The sequence below is a fragment of the Psychrobacillus sp. FSL K6-4615 genome (assembly GCF_038008225.1).
Lineage (GTDB): Bacteria > Bacillota > Bacilli > Bacillales_A > Planococcaceae > Psychrobacillus > Psychrobacillus psychrotolerans.
Window position 1 is genome coordinate 340,563 of sequence record NZ_JBBOYQ010000001.1, and the last position, 20,386, is coordinate 360,948.

Sequence of the window (20,386 nt, forward strand, 5' to 3'; positions counted from 1 at the left end):
TTTTTACGATATGAATAAAGTTATTCTGATTCTTTATATATAAAGTAATCAAAATCAGCAGGGATACTTTGACCAGAAGTATCCTGACATTGCATGCCGACGAATGCCCCCGTGAAGAAACCACCGCCCTGAATATAATCATCTGATAATTTATGTGATGCGAGTTTAATAGGAATTAGTGTCCAATTTTCACCATCAAATGAATAGGAATATTCATAAATAGATGTTTGGACATCTACTCTAAGATAAACATATTCCTGCTCAGCTGGAATTACGATTTCACTGCCTTTAAGTGGTTGGTCAAAGGTGAAGTTATCACATGTGCTTAACTCAAGAATTTTTCCTTTTTCCTCATGCCAGGAAATCTGAAGTGCCGTCCAGTTTTCGGTATTATAATAGTTGACCAGGCCAGCAGATTGCTGAAAGGTATTTGGATTAAAAGCTACTTTTGTTTCTGCAGTAAAGTTGAAATGCTGCCACCGTCTTGCTATAAATGCTTGAGTAAACTTAGAAGTAAGCGATTCTTTCCCATATAGTCGTAAATGACCAGGCTTGTCTTTTAGCGAAACAATCTGTTCACCAAGAGGTATACGCAATGATTGGAAATGATTGTTTAATCGTTCTTCATTAAAATCATCCTTCTCTTCAAAATCCTTTTCCCAAACAACTTCCTCCATAGAAGGTCCTTCGATTTCAAGTGATGGGCCATTCCCGTTTACAACATATGGCCAGTCATTTTCCCATTCGACTCTTTGGATAGCAGTCTCTCGTCCAAGTGGACAATATCCTCGTGGATCCAATAACGCTTGGTTGTCTTTAGGTAGTGGACGACCAGTTAAATGAACTAAAAACCATTCATTTGTATGTGTTTGGACGATAGAAGCATGACCTGCCTTTTGTAAAGGGTTTCTCGGATAGGGAAAAGACGTGATTAACGGATTATCCGGATGTACCTCGTAAGGGCCCTCTAAGTTTCTGGAGCGTGCAATAGTAGCAGCGTGGTCGTATTTTGTGCCACCTTCAGCAGTTAGCAAATAGTAATAGTCATTTATTTTATATAGATGGGGAGCTTCCACTAATTTAATATCTGTACCTTTAAAGATAATAGTAGAGTCCCCAACTAGTTTCTGCTGTTCCACATCATATTCCTGAAGTGCAATACCATAAAAATTATGATGGTGGAGACGAGGATCCCACATCATATTCACTAAATACTTCTTACCCGATTCATCATGATACAAGGATGGGTCAAAACCAGAGCTGTTTAAATAGATAGGCTCTGACCATTCCCCATCAATGGTATCGCAAGTGACTAGGTAATTATGGCAATCCTTCCACTGCCCCTCAGTAACCTTTACATCGGTGAATATTAACCAAAACTGTCCTTCACTGTAGGACAAGGCAGGTGCCCAAACCCCACCTGAGTTAGGATTTCCCATCATGTTCAATTGACTAATACGATTAAGTGGGCGAGAAACTAACCTCCAGTTTTTTAAATCCTTTGAATGATAAATACCAACACCGGGGAACCATTCAAAAGTGGAAACGGCAATATAATAGTCTTCCCCAACTCTGCAAATACTCGGATCGGGGTTAAAGCCAGGTAATATTGGATTTCGTATAATCGTCAATTGTCATCATCCTTTGCATCTAGTTTTTGCCCATTTTAAGTTATGTAGTTGCTAACAATACAAGTTAAATAATAGATTTCACAGTATTATTAATGCTCCTAATAATTCCTAAAATAGAATTTTTTTCAATATGTTAATACATATAACACTAGATTAAATAAAATGGCAAGTTATAATTTTTAGATAATTTCGTATATTCTATTCCATTGCAGTATCTTGCTGTATACTGACGGACAAAAAGTTTTCGATGGAAAAAGCAGCAACACCTAATGCTGTAGATCTTGTTGATAATTCGGAAAAATCGATTTGAAGATCATTTTGTTGGAACCAAAGAGCTTGATTTGAAATTCTTTTGTTTAACGAATCCTTTAACCATTTTTCAGAGTAAGCTAATCTGTTACCGATAATAACTTGTTGCGGATTAAATATATTTATGATGTTATTAATCCCGATGCCTAAATAGTCTCCAGTTTGTTCAAATAATGCAATGATTTCATCATTTCCACTCTCTGCGAGTGTCACAAGACCTTCTAAATCTTGCATATCAGAAGGGATATCTAGCTTTTCAGCCTGCCTAACAAGCGCTTGCTCTGACGCATATAACTCCCAACAACCTTCGTTTCCACAACGACATTTAGCGCCTCCTGCTTGTATCGTCATATGACCTAGTTCTCCAGAAAATCCATTAGAACCTTTATAAAGAGAGTCATTAAGTATCAATCCAACACCAATGCCAATACCTGCACTCACGTAAATAACATTTTCAAAATCTTTTCCTGCACCAAAGTTTTTTTCACCATATGCACCAGCATTAGCTTCGTTTTCTATAATGATTGGAAGATTATACCTTTCTTCCAGAACTTCTTTTAGGTTTATATTTCTCCAGTTTAGGTTCGGTGCTAACAGAATATTATCATCCTTATCGACGATACCGGGTACTCCAACACCAATTCCTATTACACCATGTGGAGATTCAGGAGTGGACTTCAGAAGATATTCTATTGTCTCAAATAACTTAATCTCAATCTCTTCATAATTTAAATTTTTAAATGTTATTTGCTTCTCAGTGTGAATATTTCCGTTAAGGTCCGTTAGTACTCCGAGTAAATAGTTTACGCCTAGATCTATTCCAATGGAGTAGCCAGCTTTTTCATTGAACAGTAACATAACTGGTCTTCTTCCACCACTAGATTCACCCGGTCCAGATTCATAGATGAGATGTTCCTCTAGTAGATCATTTACTAAAGAGGAGACAGTTCCTTTGTTTAATCCTACTTGGCTTGCGACTGAAGCTCGGGAGATAGGGGAGTTGTATTTTATTTTATCGAGAACTAATGATTTATTGCCTTTTTTTACAACATGGTGATTCCATGTTTGATGGGTACTCATTTTCATCCTTCTTCAGCTCTTTCTCTCTTTTTCATCATTCTAACATATAAAACATGAATAAAAAAACTTTGTTCATCCACTAGACTAACTTAGTTTTGTTTGCTACAATGAAAACGCATACAATATTCAGAATATTGTTGTAAAATAATTGGGGTGGGGGAAATAAGAATGAAAATCAACAAAATGATTAAAATTCTACTATTTGCTTCTGTATTTTATTTGTTGGCAGGGTGTTCAGATTCAGGTGACTCGTCATCAAGTTCAAGCGGTGACAAAGAAATTAAGTTTATGCATTTATGGCCAGAAGGAAGCTCCAAACAGCATTATGATGTTGTAAATGAAATTATTGCTGATTACGAAAAAGAACATGATGGAGTTAAAGTAGATTTGGAAGTGTTGAGTAATGAACAATATAAAGACAAACTAAGAGTTTTATCAACATCTAAAGAACTTCCAGATGTAGGTATGACTTGGGCAGCAGGGTTTTTAGAGCCTTATGTTGGTGGTAACATGTTCGCTCCATTAGACGATGTTATTGAAGAAGAACTTAGTGATAGCTTTGTATCAGGAACTGCAGAAGCTTATGCACTAGATGGTAAGACATACGGGTTACCATTAGAGCTTAACATTGTGACACTTTACTATAATAAAGCAATGTTTGATGAACAAGGTTTAGAAGCACCAAAGACTTTTGAGGAATTAGAAAGTGTTGTAAAAGCTTTTAAAGAAGATGGAATTGATCCGATCGCTTTAGGAAACAAAGATGCTTGGACGGGATCACTTTGGTATATGTATTTAGCAGACCGTTTGGGTGGCGCGGATGTTCTAAATAAAGCAATCGATCGTTCAGGAACATTTGAAGATCCTGCATTAGTAGAGGCGGCGCAAAAGGTTCAAGACCTTGTTGATATGGGTGCTTTTGTAAACGGATTTAATGGATTAGCAGATGAAGAAGCAAAGAGTATGTTCATGAGTGAGCAAGTGCCGATGTATTTAATCGCAACTTGGGATTTACCGAACTACACAACAAATGAAACTGTACCACAGGAATTTAGAGATTCTGTAGAATACTTAAAATTCCCAACGGTTGATGGAAACGGCGATATGAATAGCTTTGTTGGAGGTCCTGGAGTTGGACTATTCGTAGCAGAGAATTCTAAAGTAAAAGAAGAAGCGAAAGATTTTGCTGCATACTTTGTGAAACAGTGGGGGGAAAAAGCGGTTACTCAAGCCGGCGTAATACCTGCTACTAAAGTGGATGCTGATTCATTAGATCTTCCAGAAATGTATATTGATATTTTAAATGAATTAAATGAAGCAAGTAATATTACATTATTTGCTGACGTTCAAATGAGTCCAGATGTAGCACAAGTGCACTTAGATTCAATTCAGGCTCTTTTTGGAAAAGAAATGACTCCAGAAGAATTTGCAAAAGCGCATGAGGAAGCTCTTTCAAAATAGGAGTAACATTAATCAATTTAATAAATGCTTTTTTTAGATTAAACATGAATACTTCAGTGATTTAATACGTGCCCGCGGAAAGCATCCGCCTGGAGCGAAAATCAACTTTGTTCGAATTTTACTGTATTAGCTTCTTTATGAAATTGGGCTTAAATAGAAGAAATGTAATGAAAAACAGAGGGTTATCCTGCTCAGTTGGATAGCCCTTCTCTACCTGGTAAGGAAGGTGTTGAATGTTATGAACAAGGTAATGTCTAACAAACTACTAATAGCCTTATATATTTCACCTGCGCTGTTACTAGTTCTAGTATTAGTATTCATACCACTAATTCTATCAGGCTATTATGGCTTAATGGAGTGGGATGGAATAGGAGATAAAACATTCATTGGATTAGAGAATTATATAAATGGGCTTCAGGATATGAAGTTTTGGAGTAGTGCCTATCATTCGTTTTTACTGGCTATATTCTCGACACTGAGCTTAGGTATTTATTTGGTAATATCCTTTATATTAGCATCCAAGATAAAAGGGTCAGATCTACTGAGAAAGATATACTTAATACCGATGTTACTGTCATCCGTTGCGATTGCACAGCTATGGATTAAAGTGTATAACCCGTCGAATGGTATTTTAAATGTATTTCTGAAACAAATAGGAGTGGAAAATCCTCCTGCTTGGTTAGCAGATCCATCCTTAGTTTTATTTGCAATTTTCATTCCAATTTTGTGGCAATATGCGGGCTTTTATATTTTGATTTACTATGCTGCATTAAAGAATATTCCAGAGTCATTAATCGAAGCTGCAAGAATCGATGGTGCTTCTGCATTCCAAATTGCTACGAAAATTAAGTTGCCTTTGATCAAGGAAGTCGTAAGTGTAACTGTCGTATTAGCAATAGTTGGATCGTTAAAATACTTTGATCTAATCTATGTGATGACTTCTGGTGGACCGAATGGTGCAAGTGAAGTAATGGCGTCTTATATGTATAAGTTAGCCTTTTCAAGCTATAACTTTGGGTACGGAAGTGCGATTGGGTTCCTTCTATTAATCATTACATTAATCGTAACTTTTATCGTTCGTAAACTAACTACACCAAAAGAGAGAATAGAATATTAAAGGAGGTTTGTATATGAAGCGTGTAGGCTACTTTTTTCTATATTTTAGTCTATTGGTTGTAGCATTGTTTCAAATCGTCCCGCTATTATGGTTATTCATCTTCTCCTTAAAAGACAATAGAGAAATATTTGCGGGTTCACCGTTCGCATTGCCTTCGGAGTTTAGATGGGAAAACTATTTAAAAGTATGGGATGGCGGTATAGGTATTTACTTTTTTAATAGTGTTTGGATTACCACGCTAGCGATCGTATTAACCGTTCTTTTCGCAAGTATGGCTACTTTTGCAATTACGCGAATGAGATGGAAACTAAGTGGGGCCGTTCTTAGCCTGTTCATCATTGGGCTCATGATTCCTATTCATTCAGCATTGATTCCACTGTACAGTATGTTTTTAAGTGTGAATTTAATCGATAATCCGCTCGGAGTAGTTATTACATATACAGCCTATAATTTACCCATAACGATGATGATTTTGCTTGGATTCTATTACACGCTACCAAAAGAAATTGAGGAAGCTGCTGTTATCGATGGTTGTTCCGTCAATCGAATGTTTTTCCAAGTAATTCTTCCGATGACAACACCAGTAATGGCTACCACTGTAGTGATTAATATGATTTATAACTGGAATGAGTTTGTGTTTGTTAATACGTTTATCAGCTCTGAGAAATATAAAACATTAACAGTTGGCATCCAAAATTTCATTGGTCAATATATGACCGATTGGGGTGCAATAGGGGCAACTCTAATCATTAGCGTTCTACCAATTATTATTGCTTTCATTTTCTTTAGCAACAAAGTAGTGGAAGGTATCTCTGCAAGTGCGGTAAAAGGCTAAGAAGACTGGGGCAAGTGGAAAGTTAGGCCATGGTGTTAGACAATAAAAATAGCTTCCACAATGGGAAGCTATAATTCACTGATCACTTTTAAGGCTTCTTGCTTGTCGCTCACTTTCTGAAATGCATGTAGGCTAAACCTCATTGATATAAAAGCGTAGACACTTCCGCCAAATATAATTCCAATGGCTGGAAGTAGGCTTATTAAGTAAAAGAATGGCAACAGGCATAGGAAGATTAATAGAGTTGTAATTGGATTAATAAGCATAATGAAAAAGGAATTTTTTATAATCTGTCCTAATTTTAAATTAAAGTGGACGAAGGACGGAAACAAATAAAACAGGAACATGATGAATAATAACATAAAAGCAAATAATGGTAGGTATGTCCAAGTTAACAAATCACTATTAGTAGATTGTATGTAAATAATATCTAATCCAATAATGACTATAATGAGCGTAACAAGGACTCCTAACAAATTACTTTTCATGAATTCCTCTTTAAAATGTTTCCAGAAGGTACTAAACAATGGTATTTCTGTTTCACCTTTCAACCATTCTCTCACTATGGCGAACATTGAAGTAGTAGAGGGGAAAAATCCGAAGATTACTCCACCTAGCAATGTAAAGAAGATCCATAGCAAATTTAAATAGGCAAGTCTTGTAATCCATTCAAGTGCATTATATATAAAACTACTTATTGCATTCATGAAGAACCATCCTTTGTTTTCAATTTATTTGAAAGAATTAGAGAATTATTAATAGCATACACTTTTTAATTATGATAATACAACTTTGTTCGGTTAATTAACAAACAAATTAAACAGTTAAATCTCATGCAAAAGCCATTGGCCAATTTGTAGAGATAAAATTCAGGAGGTCAAAATAATGGTCTATTTCCAAAATGTCGAGAAAATTAAATTTGAAGGTGCAGCTTCCAAAAATCCTTATGCGTTTAAATTTTATAATCCACAAGAAAAAATTGGCGGTAAAACGATGGAAGAGATTTTGAGATATGCCGTTTCCTATTGGCATACGTTTACGATGGATGGATCAGATCCTTTCGGCGCAGGGAGTATGAACCGACCTTGGGATAAATTTAGTGGGTTGGATCTAGCAAAAGCAAGAGTAGAGGCCTCATTTGAATTTTATGAAAAGATGGATGTCCCGTTCTTCTGTTTCCATGATATTGATATTGCTCCAGAGGGAAGCAACCTTAAAGAAAGTAATCAAAACTTAGACGTAATTGTTAGCATGATAAAAGATTATATGAAAAATAGTAAAGCTAAATTGCTTTGGAATACGGCGAATAACTTTACGCATCCACGCTTTGTGCACGGGGCAGCAACTTCAAGTAATGCAGATGTTTTTGCCTACTCGGCGGCTAAAGTAAAAAAAGGATTAGAAATTGGTAAAGAGCTTGGTGCTCTAAACTATGTGTTCTGGGGTGGACGTGAAGGTTACGACACTTTACTAAATACAAATATGAAACTAGAATTGGATAACTTATCTCGTTTCTATCATATGGCTGTAGATTATGCGAAAGAAATTGGTTTCGAAGCACAGTTCTTAATCGAGCCAAAACCAAAAGAGCCTTCCACACACCAATATGATTATGATGTTGCAACAGCTCATGCATTTTTACAAAGTTATGGCCTGAAAAATTCGTTTAAATTTAATATCGAAGCAAACCACGCTACACTTGCTGGTCATACGTTTGAACACGAACTGCATTATGCGAGGATTAATAATATGTTAGGATCCGTAGATGCAAACCAAGGTAATCCACTTCTTGGCTGGGATACAGATGAATTCCCAACAGATTTATGGACTACAACTCTTGCGATGTATGAGATTTTACAAAATGGTGGATTAGGCAAAGGTGGTTTAAACTTTGACGCGAAGGTTAGAAGAGCATCATTTGAACCAGAGGACCTGTTCCACGCACATATTGCTGGAATGGATGCTTTTGCCGTAGGTTTACGAGTTGCACAAAACTTGATTGATGATAAAGTGCTTGAAAATGTGGTGGACGATCGCTACAAGACGTACAAAGAAGGTATTGGATTAGATATTGTAGAAGGTAATACTGATTTCCATAAGCTAGAAGCGTATGCCTTTGGACTTCAAGATATTAAACAGACTTCTGGCCGTTTGGAGCAGATCAAGGCGACGATCAATCAGTACTTATTGCAGTCATTCAACAAATAATAGGAATGCATTTGGTAGGAGCTGAAGTGATGAAATATGTTATTGGAGTAGATTTAGGAACTAGCGCTGTGAAGATATTGCTAGTCGATACTAGTGGGGAAGTCATTCAAAGTGTATCGAAACCCTATCCTTTAATACAGGAAAAAACGGGTTATAGCGAACAAAATCCCGAGCACTGGGTGGAACAAACAATAGTAGGTTTAAAAGAGCTATTAAAGGATTTTCCAAGCGATATAGCGAATATTGAAGGGATGAGTTTTTCGGGACAAATGCATGGCCTTGTTCTGTTAGATGAACAAAATGAGGTATTACGTCCTGCAATTCTTTGGAATGATACACGCACTACAGCTCAGTGTCAGCAAATCTATAATGTAATTGGTGAAGATAAACTGCTTCAAATAACAAAAAACCCCGCTTTGGAAGGTTTTACGTTACCCAAAATATTATGGGTGAAAGAACATGAGCCGCAAGTATTTGAGCAGGTAAAGACTTTTGTACTTCCAAAGGATTATTTACGGTACAGATTAACAGGTCAGCTTCATATAGATTATTCGGATGCTGCGGGAACTCTTTTATTAGATGTTGGTAGAAAAGAATGGAGCACAACTATATGTGGTTTATTGGATATCAACCCAAGTATTTGTCCGCCATTGTTAGATTCCCATGACGAAGTTGGTACTATTTCTTTAGATATTGCACAAGCCACTGGTCTATCAGCTACAACTCGAGTGTTTGCAGGTGGTGCGGATAATGCTTGTGGTGCAATTGGCTCTGGAATTTTAGAGGATGGAAAAACGCTTTGTAGCATAGGGACATCGGGTGTTGTATTATCTTATGAGGCAACCCCAGATAAGAATTTTAATGGGAAGGTTCATTATTTTAATCACGGGGTCTCGGATGCTTTTTATACAATGGGTGTAACGCTTTCTGCGGGTCATAGCTTGACGTGGTTTAAAGAGGTTTTCGCAAGTGAAGAATCTTTCCAACAATTATTGTCCGAGGTAAATACTGTTCCGGTAGGTTCAAATGGATTGTTGTTTACCCCTTATTTAGTTGGAGAAAGAACACCTCATGCAGATGCAATAATTCGTGCTAGTTTCATAGGAATAGATAGTTCGCATCAGCGCAAGGATTTTGTTCGTTCTGTTTTAGAAGGAATAACATTCTCTTTACATGAATCTATTGAAATCTTTCGGAAAAACGGGAAGTTGATAGATACTATTGTATCAATTGGTGGTGGAGCTCAAAATGATGATTGGCTTCAAATGCAAGCAGATATTTTCGATGCGAAAATTGTACGACTAACTAGCGAACAGGGACCAGGAATGGGGGCAGCGATGCTAGCAGCTTATGGCTGTGGGTGGTTTAATTCATTAAAAGATTGTGCAGCTAACTTTTTAAATGAAGATAAACAGTTTAATCCTATTCCCGTAAATGTGGAAAAATATAAAAAGTTATTTCTTATTTATCAACAGATTTATGGTCAAACAAAAGTTCTAAATAAAGCACTTTTGGAATTCCGCAAGTAAGTGTTATAACGAGTCTCAACTACATAGTTGAGGCTCTTATTTACAAAGGGAGAGGAGTGGCGAAATGAATTATCGTCAAATTGGTAGCACAGATTTAAAGGTAAGTGAACTTAGCTTTGGAACTTGGGCAATAGGTGGAGCATGGGGAAAAACAAATGACGAGGAGTCTTTAAAAGCATTAGATTATGCAATTGGCAACGGGGTTAACTTTTTTGATACAGCCGATGTATATGGGGATGGTCATAGCGAGGAGCTTTTGGCCAAAGCAACGAAAGGAAAACATGGAGAGATTCATATAGCTACGAAATTTTGCAGAGCGGGTGATGTTTATGATCCTAAAACATATTCCATGGAAAGTGTTACGAAGTACTGTGATGATAGCTTAAGACGTCTTGGTAGAGATCAAATTGATTTGTTGCAAATTCATTGTCCACCTCTAGAAATTTTAAAAGATGGTCAAGTATTTGAAGTGCTAGATCACTTAAAGAAACAAGGTAAAATACGCTATTATGGTGTTAGTGTGGAGACGGTTGAAGAAGGGCTACTATGCTTAGAACAACCAAATGTTGATAGCCTACAAGTAATATTCAACATCTTTCGCCAAAAACCATTGGATCAATTATTTCCAAAGGCTAAGGAAAAGAGTGTCGGAATCCTTGCGCGTGTTCCGCTTGCAAGTGGACTACTAACTGGAAAATTTAATATAGGTACTAAATTTGAATCGGATGACCATCGTAACTTTAACCAAGACGGAGCTGCGTTTAATGTGGGTGAAACTTTTGCAGGATTAGGGTTAGAAAAGGGTGTGGAGTTAGCAGGTAAACTAGAATGGATTGCGGAAGGTAGAGAAAATATGACTCGAGCTGCATTAAAGTGGATACTGGAGCATGAAGAAATTTCATGTGTCATACCTGGTTTTAAAACAGTTGCTCAAGTAAAGGATAACCTACAGGCAGTTAATGTTAGTGCTTATACAGAAGAGGAAATGCAAAAACTAGCAAAGTTTTATATGCAAGAAGTCCATAGTGAAATTAAAGGAGTTTACTAGTATTACTTTTGTTAGTAATTTGAGTCTGAAGGAAAGGGAGATGACTGAATGGAGAACATTAGATGGGGAGTATTAAGTACGGCAAATATTGCGCAGCAACAACTAATACCGGCAATTGGCCGAGCAGATAATGCGGAGTTAATAGCTATCTCGAGTAGGGGAATTCAAGTGCATCCAGTAGCTTCTAAGCTAGGTATCCCTAAAGCTTATGAAAGCTATGAAGAACTTCTCAACGATTCCGATATTGAAGCTGTTTACATCCCGCTTCCTAATCATTTACATAAGGAATGGGTATTTAAAGCAGCTAAGCAAGGTAAGCATATACTATGCGAAAAGCCAGTAGCTTTAACAGCCCAAGAAGCAGAAGAAATGGTGGAAGTATGTCGAGAGAGCAATGTAAAGTTTATGGAAGCCTTCATGTACCAGCTACATCCACAGCATCAGCGCGTAAAAGAAATAATAGCATCGGGTGAAATTGGGGACATAAAGCTTATAAAATCTAGTCACTCCTTTCACTTACAATCCCGTGTAGATAAATTTAGAATGGACAAAGCAAAGGGGGGAGGCTCTCTTTATGATGTGGGTTGTTATAGCATTCATGCGATTCGTTATTTGTTAGATGCCGAACCAGTTTCTGTGCAATGCTTTGCGGAACTTGACCCTGAAACAGGTATAGATTTGAGCACCTTTGGATATTTGAACATGGGCGGGGGAGTACGTGCCATATTTGACTGCAGTTTTGATATGACTGGAAGAAATGAATATGAAGTAATAGGTACAAAAGGAACGATCAAAGTGCCTTTTGCCTTTCGACCAGATAATAACGGTGGAGTAGGGAAGGTAATAACACAAGTGGCAGACATAGTGCGTGAAGAGAATATATACGGGGATCTATACCGGCTAGAAGTGGAGCACTTTTCGAAAGTCATACAAATGAATAGTAATCCAGAAATTTCAGGAGTTTCTACTATTAATAATATGCGAGTGATAGAAGCATGTTATCATTCTATACAAACCGGAGAACTTATAGAGATGAAGTAATAATAAGAAAGGATTGGGTTGCTAAGTGTCAGTGCAAGAAAAGCTATTTGGATATATAAATGGACTACCGGTTACTTTATTTACAGTTAAAAATAATAATGGTTTTGAAGTATCCTGTATGAATTATGGATGTGTAATTACAAAAGTTTTAGCTTCCGACAGAACAGGACAATATGAAAATGTTGTTCTCGGATATGATACGTTAGAGGAATACGATCATAATCCAAAGTACTTAGGAGCAGTTGTAGGTCGAGTTGCTGGTCGCATCAGTGGAGACACTTTTTGTATAGGAGAGGATATCTACAATCTCCAAAAAAACGATAAAAATAATCATATACATGGAGGTCTCAATGGATTTAGTCATACAATATGGAATGCTACTGTGTTGGAAGGAGACCAAGATACTACAATTGAGTTTACCTATTTAAGCGCAGATGGGGAAGAAGGATACCCTGGTAATCTAGAAATGAAAGTAAATTACACCATTTTACACGAGGAAGACACGCTATTAATTACATACACTGGTATTTCTGATAAAGACACATTAGTAAATGTAACGAATCACTCATATTTTAATCTTAGTGGGAATTTGAAAAGGGATGTATTAGGCCATGCACTAACGATGGATAGTCCTTTGTATTTAGAGTTAAATGAGGAGTTTCTTCCAACCGGAAATATAGTACCGGTTGAGAACTCTGTATTTGATTTTAGAGAAGGCCGTAAAATAATGGATGGAGTGGCCTCTGTTCATCCACAAAATGTATTAGTCGGAAACGGTTACGACCATCCATTTTTATTTACTGAAAACGAACTTAATGCAATGTTACTAACAGAAGTAGAAAGTGGTCGTAAACTAGTAGTAGAAACGACAGAATCTGCAGTCGTTTTCTATACTGGAAATAACATGGGCAATGCGGAGATTATGAGAGGCGAAGAGCTAAGAGATTATTTAGGTTTGTGCCTGGAAACGCAAGGCCCACCTGATTCAATTCATCATCCTCATTTCCTTTCATCTATTCTACGAGCAGGGGATGAGTACAAGACTACAACAATTTATTCTTTCGGAGTTATAGCAGAAGAATAATACATGAAAAAAGCCGAGAGAAGTTTAAGACACTTCTTCCGGCTTTTTTATTAGAACTGAATTTCGTCTGGGTCAGGACCCATGCGAACATTTGTAGCTAGTTTAGCAATTGCGTCCATATCTTCAGACGATAATTTGAAGTCAAAGACATTAAAGTTTTCTTGAATACGACTAGGAGTAATCGATTTTGGTAAAGCAACTCGTCCTAATTGTAAGTGCCAGCGAAGCACAATTTGTGATGGAGACTTCTCATATTTTTCAGCCAACTGGTGGAATAATTCAAAATCTAAGAATTTCCCTTGCATAAGGGGACTCCAAGCTTCTACATGAATACCTTTGTCGGATAAATAATTCACATAGTTCTGCTGTGGTAATTGTGGGTGTAGCTCGATTTGATTGATCATAGGCGTCATCAATCCTGCTGCCTCTAATTGCTCCAAGTGATGTTCTTTGAAGTTAGACACACCAATTGACTTTATTTTTCCTTCATTGTACAGCTCAACCAGTGCACGCCAAGCTTCTACAATACCGTCAACTGGCCAATGGATTAAGCATAAATCTAGATAGTCCGTGTTTAAACGGTTAAGGGACTCTTGAAATGCTTCTTTTGTACGGCCTGCACGAACGTCATCGTTCCAAATTTTTGAAGTTAGGAAGATATCTTTACGAGCAACACCAGAAGCAGCAATTCCTTTTGCCACTCCTTCTTCGTTACCGTAAGTAGCTGCAGTATCAATATGACGATAGCCGACGCGAAGAGCCTCTTCTACAGCAGCTGGAGCTTCTGTTTCGTTATCAACTTGCCAAACACCAAAACCAATTTGAGGGATTTTCAATCCATTACTAAGTGTTAGAAATTCCATGTATATATCTCTCCTCTCTAAAAATATAATATTACCATTCGGATTCCTTTGTATCCAACAATAAGTGCATCAAACACCAAATCTCTGTCTATATCCACATTTTCTGCACATTTCTTCAACTGCTTCTCTTCTAGTAAATCCATCATACAAATTATTTGCTCGTTCACTCTCAATAATATCAGAGAAAGAATTGTTATGAATATTACCTAAGTCAATCACACCTTCACCATCTAGACAGCATGGTACAACGGTTCCATCTACAAGAATAGCTGCTTGGTTTCGAAGAGCGTGGCAGAATCCTTTTCCATCATCCTCCGGTGCAAGTAAACTTGGCCATTGAAACTCATGATCCTGGTTCAAATATATATTATGTGCAATTTTGATGCCTTTGCCGGGTTGAACTTTTTCTTCAATTTTATAGTCTAAGTTGTATTCTTTCTCAAGTATTTCCAACGTTTCGCGATTTCTACGTTGTGCAATTTCTGAAACCTGTTCTCGCTGTAAGTTCCATAATCGGAAGGAAATAATGATATTATGTTCCTTGGCTTCTCGAACAAAATCTAGAATATCACCTAAATATTTTTCTCGATTTTCGGATCCCTCATGACCATCGAAACTATGTAAAGAGAAATTGATTTGACGAAGTGCTGGTTTACCTAATAGTTTATGTCGATTTTTATTGATAAGCGTACCATTGGTTGTAATATTAACTCTAAATCCCTTGGCATGACTAGCTTCTAATAACTGATCGACTCTTGGATGTAAAAGTGGCTCTCCTTTAACATGAAGGTAAATATATTTTGTATGTGGTCGTATCTGATCTAATGTTTTATTAAATGCATCTAGTTTAAGGATATTCTTTGCTCTACTTGTCGGTGGACAGAAACTACAAGCAAGATTACAAACACTCGTAATTTCAATATACATTTTTTTGAAGGTTTTCAAGGTATGTTCTCCCTTTCATTTCTGTTTCCTTTCATTTTATCAGAATATCGTCTTTTGTTAATGTCTTTTGAGCATAATAAAAAACCCTCAAATGGCAACTTGACCATTTAAGGGTAAAAATCATAAATCTATAATTTCATCGTATCCGACCATTCTATCCATATGACTAGCAATCATAGCTATAATTGTACTGGCTTCATCCTTCTTAAAAGTGAAGGTGCTTTCGTCCTCAAGGACGTCATCGTCTGTCCAAAGCCGATTTACTCTTCGAAGAACACCATCGCCATTAGCGTTATCTACCCCGAACTGATAGGTAACTTCAACGTTATCTTCAATTAGAAAAGCGGTAACCTCAGGAGTTTCCCATTCTACATCAATTTCCTCAATAGTAATTTCATCATCCTCGTCATCACTATCATCATCCAAATAAACTAACTCACTATCACTATCGTGTGTAAGAAACTCGTGAAAGCTTTCATGAACAGCTTCTATAATATCCGTAATATCGTGCAATATAATTCTGGTAGGTTGAAGAAGTTCGACATCGAAGCTTTCTACATAGAACTCTTCGTTATATGGATCAAACAGAATGGTACAAAAATAATCTCGATCCTCATCTTCAGTACTAACAAAAAATTCAATTCTTGGATGCTTAGAAGCACGATTAATATTCATATGCCCAATTTGGTCATACTCCTCACAAATCGAATTTAAGTGATCCTGTAGCTCCTCTGTTACTCTGTCAAACCATTCTGTAGTAATAGTCATTACCGCCCTTCTTCTTTTATTCCTATTTATCTTGTCCTAAATGGACAAGATTATTCCATTCATTATAAGAAAAGTTAGTGGAGTAAAATTTTAGAGAGGTATGAGACAAATGAAAGAACGTTAGAAATCCTAAAAGAAAGCTCTACGAAGATAAAAGGAAATATTGGTTATTCTGTAAGTTCAAATTGTCATTTGAAGGACCTTTTCTTCAAGAGCGAGTAAAGCACATTAAGGCTTTTCATCATTTAGCTGTTGGTATGAATTAAACATCTACTAGTACGTTTGTATAACGTTTGTATAATTATTTTAAATAATCTTTGACATTTATTGTTTTTTTATGTTAAATAGTAACTAGGCCATATCGTGATTCCTAAGTGCTATAAAAGAGCGAATTATAGAGTGGAAGATAAAATTCTTGCTCCTTTAGAATGAGGAAACGTTTTGTGGATGAACGGATTATATTGAAATCGTTAATAACTGATAAACAAAGAAATATTATACAAGTGTTGATAGAAATAGATAAAGTAAATGGGATGGGGAATAGACGAATATGATAACAGTAAATAATAATGTGACGGACGAGCTTGTAATGAATGCGATTAAAAATAATCTAGCTATTATTAGGTTTGATATGAATAGGAAGGTTGCATATGTCAATGATCTGTTTGCGCAAACCTTAGGTTATACAATAGAAGAACTGTATGAGAAGAGTCATGAAGAATTTTGTTTTCCAGCTTTTGCGAAGAGCACCGATTACGAAAAGTTTTGGAGGAATCTGTTATCCGGAAAAAGTTTTCAGGACAAAGTGGAGAGAATGGATGCTTCAGGAAATCGTGTTTGGTTAGAAGCTACTTATATGCCTGTCTTTGCAGAAGGAACTAGAAGAAAAGTCATTGGAGTTTTAAAAATAGCGACCGATATTACTAACCGACAAAATTCAATTGTACAAGTTGCAGATGACTTGAAACAAATGTCAGCGGAGTTATTCAATCGCTCGGAAGTTGGTATAACAAGAAGTGAAGAATTAGGAGATACGATCAAGCGAATTGCGGCGGATTCTCAAGGGAATCTAGATAACTTGGTAGGATTACATAACCAGACTGATTCAATAAAAGGAATTGTTAAGACGATTCGACAAATTGCTTCGCAAACTAATCTATTGGCGTTGAATGCTGCTATTGAAGCTGCAAGAGCAGGGGAATTTGGCCGAGGGTTTGAAGTAGTGGCAAAGGAAGTAAGAAAACTCTCCGTTCAAGTGGAGCAATCTATTTCAGAAGTAAAAGAAAATATTGAAGGGATTGTACGAGAAATCGAACAAGTGACTGAGAATATCACACGTGTATCTGATAACGTAGAAAAAACGCATCAGCAAATTCATTTAGCTATACAAGATTTTGCTGAAATTTCTTCGTCTGCTGAGGCTCTGGATGACCGTGCACATAAATTCCAGGAGCTCATTTAACAGTCGAATATCTCCAACTCCTGAGGCCATTAGCGATTATTTAACTACATATGAACTTTGTTCCCCATGCAGTTAACGAAGGATAGGAAAAAGCCTGGAAGTGCTCCTCCAAGCTTTTTTTGATTTTTAACAAAATTGCCTATGATTTACCTACCTCTGAATAATTTTAGAAATATAGGAGACGATAAATTATGTGTGAAATAACAAGGAGGAATTGAAGTGACTAATAACAATAAACCTAACCCAGATGATCGATCAGATAATGCGAAAAAACTAAAAAAAATGGTGAAGAATACAATTGAAAATATGGAGGCTGCCGAAGAGACAATGGAACATACCATTGGAAATAATCAGGAAGCCATACGAGAGAAAAATGAGCGTCGAAAAGAGAGTATCGAAGGTTTCCGAAAAGAAATATTAGATGAAGCAGAAAATAGAAATAAATAATAAAAAAAGACCTATTGATCATTTGATCAATAGGTCTTCTGCAATTAAGAAGCGGGTGAAGAGAATCGAACTCTCATCATCAGCTTGGAAGGCTGAGGTTTTACCACTAAACTACACCCGCATAATATGGTGGCTCAGGACGGAATCGAACCGCCGACACAAGGATTTTCAGTCCTTTGCTCTACCGACTGAGCTACTGAGCCAACTTCGATTGTGCTAAGCTGCGAATCTCTTTGTCAGCTTCATTCGTTCAGTTAGTCACGTACTTTAGTACGCTCCTTCCATCACTCAATCGCTTCCTCGACCTTCTTGCTTATCACCAATCTCAAAATCTCAAAATAAAAAAATGGCGGTCCCGACCGGGATCGAACCGGCGATCTCCTGCGTGACAGGCAGGCATGTTAACCGCTACACCACGGGACCATTTGGTTGCGGGGACAGGATTTGAACCTGCGACCTTCGGGTTATGAGCCCGACGAGCTACCACTGCTCCACCCCGCGACAATAAAAAATTACTATTAAACTTTACGTGAAAGATTTGTGCCTTCCTCGCTTCGCTTGCCGTCGGCACAATTCGCAGTCTACGTACTGCTCATCGCTCCACCCGCGACAATAAAAAGTTACAACTACCAACAATAAAATAAAAATGGAGGAGGAAGAGGGATTCGAACCCCCGCGCGGTATGACCCGCCTGTCGGTTTTCAAGACCGATCCCTTCAGCCGAACTTGGGTATTCCTCCGTGATTAACAATTGATTGGATAAGTTCCGAATCATTTGCGACTTTTATATTATATAGCATTATTAACTAGAAAGGCAATAGTTATTTATGAAAAAAATAAATTAGTTTCTAAAACAGTAGATTTTCTAGGTTATTTTTTCAATTAGATTTCCAGAAACATCACGTGTCTAAAGGATTGTTAAGTCAATTTCTCTTTATTTAGAAACTTAATCATACACTTCTACTTTTGGGACATCCTAAGGAAAAGTATTCTGAGGTGATGGAAATGATTATAGAAAAGTCATCGGAATGGGCAGAGGGTTTGACTAAGCGATTAGAAGGTATTGAACCGTGGGATAATTGGACATTTTATAATATGAGCTATCGTATTGCGCAAAATAACTTAATCACGGAGTTCACAGGACTTCAATCTCCGAAGTATTTAACTAATTTAAAGCCACTTGAACATCAATTAAAGGTTGCAGAAACAGTTATTGAAAGAATGAATGGAAAAGCAATTTTGGCTGATGAGGTGGGACTTGGTAAAACCATAGAAGCTGGCTTGATATTGAAAGAGTATTTAGTTCGTGGGCTAGTAAAGAAGGCTTTAATATTGGCTCCCGCTTCACTTATCAATCAATGGGTGGAGGAGCTGCATTATAAGTTTTATATACCCGCTGTAGCTTATAAGAAAAATACTCCTTTAGAACATTGTGAAGTTGTTGTTCTGAGTATGGATACCGCCAAAAAAAGTCCTCATAGAGAACTTATCTTTGCACAGGATTATGACATGATCATTATTGATGAAGCACATAAGTTAAAAAACCACAAAACTAAAATCTACGAGTTTGTGCAAAGTTTAAAGAAGAAATTTTGCTTATTGTTAACTGCTACTCCTGTTCAAAATGATGTGTTTGAACTATTTAATCTTATTTCACTATTAAAACCTGGACACCTAGGAAATTATGAGACGTTTCAATCAGCGTTCTCTGCAAGCAAGCATGATTTAGAGCATGATGACTACCTGAAAGAGCTGGTAAACCAAGTGATGGTCCGAAACCGAAGACAAGACACGGGGATAGAATGGACGAATCGTCAAGTGAATATTATTCCCATACAGTTTACAGCGGAAGAAAAAGAAGTGTATGAACTAATCTTAGACTTGAAGAATATTTCTCCTGTTTTTTCAGGAGCTTTTTCGATGATTACACTACAGAAGGAAATGTGTAGTAGCAAGGAGGCGACATTCCTGACATTAAATAAAATGCGGCAAAATTGTACAAGTTTAGAGGAAAATAATTCTGTAGAAAATGTTATGCAAAAGTTAATGGCATTAGATATAAACTCAAAAGCAGAGAAAGCATTTGAGATAGTATCTAAAGCTCAGGATAAAGTAATTATTTTTACGGAATATAAAGCAAGTCAAGCATACTTGCAGTGGTTTTTACACACAAAAGGTATTACAAGCGTGCTTTTTAATGGGAAATTCAATAAAAATAAACGAGATTATATGAAACATTTATTCAAGGAACACGCGCAAGTATTAATAGCAACGGAATCAGGCGGAGAGGGGATAAACCTCCAGTTTTGTCACCATGTGATAAATTATGATCTACCATGGAATCCAATGAAATTGGAGCAACGTATTGGGCGTGTGCATCGGCTAGGGCAAGAACATGATGTTCATATTTACAATTTAGCTATTGATAACACGATTGAGATAGATATATTGCAACTACTTTACAAAAAAATTGATGTTTTCGAAAAGGTCGTAGGTGATTTAGATGATATATTGTCCGCTTTCAAACAGACGATTTAAACGGGGACATGTAAAGGAGG

Annotated in this window: 17 protein-coding genes and 5 tRNA genes; 11 read left to right on the forward strand and 11 right to left on the reverse strand. The window is 36.9% G+C overall.

What is annotated here, in order from left to right:
• Window positions 1-20 precede the first annotated feature (20 nt).
• On the reverse strand, window positions 21-1,631 hold the full coding sequence (locus MKX53_RS01670) for a glycoside hydrolase family 43 protein (RefSeq protein ID WP_340908601.1): 1,611 nt from the start codon (window positions 1,629-1,631) through the stop codon (window positions 21-23).
• A gap of 198 nt (window positions 1,632-1,829) precedes the next feature.
• Complete coding sequence (locus tag MKX53_RS01675; RefSeq protein ID WP_340908603.1) at window positions 1,830-3,020, reverse strand: ROK family protein; 1,191 nt, start codon at window positions 3,018-3,020, stop codon at window positions 1,830-1,832.
• Window positions 3,021-3,188: 168 nt separating this feature from the next.
• Between MKX53_RS01675 and MKX53_RS01680 the strand changes: the two genes are divergently transcribed.
• The 3 genes from MKX53_RS01680 to MKX53_RS01690 all read left to right on the forward strand — a co-directional run bounded on the left by MKX53_RS01680 (window position 3,189) and on the right by MKX53_RS01690 (window position 6,433).
• A complete protein-coding gene (locus MKX53_RS01680) occupies window positions 3,189-4,481 on the forward strand; it encodes an extracellular solute-binding protein (protein ID WP_093536246.1) in 1,293 nt (430 codons plus the stop codon).
• 238 nt (window positions 4,482-4,719) lie between these two features.
• Window positions 4,720-5,598, forward strand: coding sequence for a carbohydrate ABC transporter permease (locus tag MKX53_RS01685; protein WP_093536244.1), 879 nt, complete (start codon window positions 4,720-4,722; stop codon window positions 5,596-5,598).
• Window positions 5,599-5,611: 13 nt separating this feature from the next.
• Entirely contained in the window at window positions 5,612-6,433 is an 822-nt protein-coding gene (locus MKX53_RS01690; protein WP_340761278.1) for a carbohydrate ABC transporter permease, read from the forward strand.
• A gap of 68 nt (window positions 6,434-6,501) precedes the next feature.
• Here the strand turns inward: MKX53_RS01690 and MKX53_RS01695 are convergent, their stop codons facing one another.
• Complete coding sequence (locus MKX53_RS01695) at window positions 6,502-7,140, reverse strand: YesL family protein (RefSeq protein ID WP_340908605.1); 639 nt, start codon at window positions 7,138-7,140, stop codon at window positions 6,502-6,504.
• Window positions 7,141-7,318: 178 nt separating this feature from the next.
• Between MKX53_RS01695 and xylA the strand changes: the two genes are divergently transcribed.
• The 5 genes from xylA to MKX53_RS01720 all read left to right on the forward strand — a co-directional run bounded on the left by xylA (window position 7,319) and on the right by MKX53_RS01720 (window position 13,343).
• Window positions 7,319-8,641, forward strand: a complete 1,323-nt coding sequence (gene xylA / locus MKX53_RS01700) for a xylose isomerase (protein WP_340908607.1) — start codon at window positions 7,319-7,321, stop codon at window positions 8,639-8,641.
• A gap of 29 nt (window positions 8,642-8,670) precedes the next feature.
• Window positions 8,671-10,170 carry a xylulokinase gene (xylB, locus tag MKX53_RS01705; RefSeq protein WP_340908609.1) on the forward strand — a complete coding sequence of 500 codons (1,500 nt, stop codon included), beginning with the start codon at window positions 8,671-8,673 and terminating at the stop codon, window positions 10,168-10,170.
• 64 nt (window positions 10,171-10,234) lie between these two features.
• The gene (locus MKX53_RS01710) at window positions 10,235-11,218 is read left to right on the forward strand and encodes an aldo/keto reductase (protein WP_340908611.1); all 984 of its coding nucleotides are present in this window, start codon (window positions 10,235-10,237) and stop codon (window positions 11,216-11,218) included.
• A gap of 48 nt (window positions 11,219-11,266) precedes the next feature.
• Window positions 11,267-12,259, forward strand: coding sequence for a Gfo/Idh/MocA family protein (locus tag MKX53_RS01715; RefSeq protein WP_340908612.1), 993 nt, complete (start codon window positions 11,267-11,269; stop codon window positions 12,257-12,259).
• A 25-nt stretch (window positions 12,260-12,284) separates the two neighbouring features.
• Entirely contained in the window at window positions 12,285-13,343 is a 1,059-nt protein-coding gene (locus tag MKX53_RS01720) for an aldose epimerase family protein (RefSeq protein ID WP_340908615.1), read from the forward strand.
• Between the two features lie 50 nt (window positions 13,344-13,393).
• Here the strand turns inward: MKX53_RS01720 and MKX53_RS01725 are convergent, their stop codons facing one another.
• From MKX53_RS01725 to MKX53_RS01735, 3 genes are all read right to left on the reverse strand, one after another.
• Entirely contained in the window at window positions 13,394-14,206 is an 813-nt protein-coding gene (locus tag MKX53_RS01725) for an aldo/keto reductase (protein ID WP_340908617.1), read from the reverse strand.
• 69 nt (window positions 14,207-14,275) lie between these two features.
• Window positions 14,276-15,151: a radical SAM/SPASM domain-containing protein gene (locus tag MKX53_RS01730; RefSeq protein ID WP_093536226.1), complete on the reverse strand. Its 876-nt coding sequence runs from the start codon at window positions 15,149-15,151 to the stop codon at window positions 14,276-14,278.
• A gap of 120 nt (window positions 15,152-15,271) precedes the next feature.
• Window positions 15,272-15,913, reverse strand: coding sequence for a hypothetical protein (locus MKX53_RS01735; RefSeq protein WP_093536730.1), 642 nt, complete (start codon window positions 15,911-15,913; stop codon window positions 15,272-15,274).
• Between the two features lie 556 nt (window positions 15,914-16,469).
• Between MKX53_RS01735 and MKX53_RS01740 the strand changes: the two genes are divergently transcribed.
• Both MKX53_RS01740 and tlp read left to right on the forward strand, forming a co-directional pair.
• Window positions 16,470-17,381 carry a methyl-accepting chemotaxis protein gene (locus tag MKX53_RS01740; protein WP_340908618.1) on the forward strand — a complete coding sequence of 304 codons (912 nt, stop codon included), beginning with the start codon at window positions 16,470-16,472 and terminating at the stop codon, window positions 17,379-17,381.
• A gap of 219 nt (window positions 17,382-17,600) precedes the next feature.
• On the forward strand, window positions 17,601-17,828 hold the full coding sequence (gene tlp, locus MKX53_RS01745; protein ID WP_340768044.1) for a small acid-soluble spore protein Tlp: 228 nt from the start codon (window positions 17,601-17,603) through the stop codon (window positions 17,826-17,828).
• 50 nt (window positions 17,829-17,878) lie between these two features.
• Here tlp and MKX53_RS01750 read toward each other — a convergent pair.
• From MKX53_RS01750 to MKX53_RS01770, 5 genes are all read right to left on the reverse strand, one after another.
• A tRNA-Gly gene (locus tag MKX53_RS01750) sits at window positions 17,879-17,949 on the reverse strand.
• Between the two features lie 6 nt (window positions 17,950-17,955).
• A tRNA-Phe gene (locus MKX53_RS01755) sits at window positions 17,956-18,031 on the reverse strand.
• Between the two features lie 144 nt (window positions 18,032-18,175).
• A tRNA-Asp gene (locus tag MKX53_RS01760) sits at window positions 18,176-18,251 on the reverse strand.
• Between the two features lie 3 nt (window positions 18,252-18,254).
• Window positions 18,255-18,329, reverse strand: a tRNA-Met gene (locus tag MKX53_RS01765).
• A 146-nt stretch (window positions 18,330-18,475) separates the two neighbouring features.
• Window positions 18,476-18,568, reverse strand: a tRNA-Ser gene (locus MKX53_RS01770).
• Window positions 18,569-18,827: 259 nt separating this feature from the next.
• Here MKX53_RS01770 and MKX53_RS01775 point away from each other — a divergent pair.
• On the forward strand, window positions 18,828-20,366 hold the full coding sequence (locus tag MKX53_RS01775) for a DEAD/DEAH box helicase (RefSeq protein ID WP_411748340.1): 1,539 nt from the start codon (window positions 18,828-18,830) through the stop codon (window positions 20,364-20,366).
• Window positions 20,367-20,386: the final 20 nt, after the last annotated feature.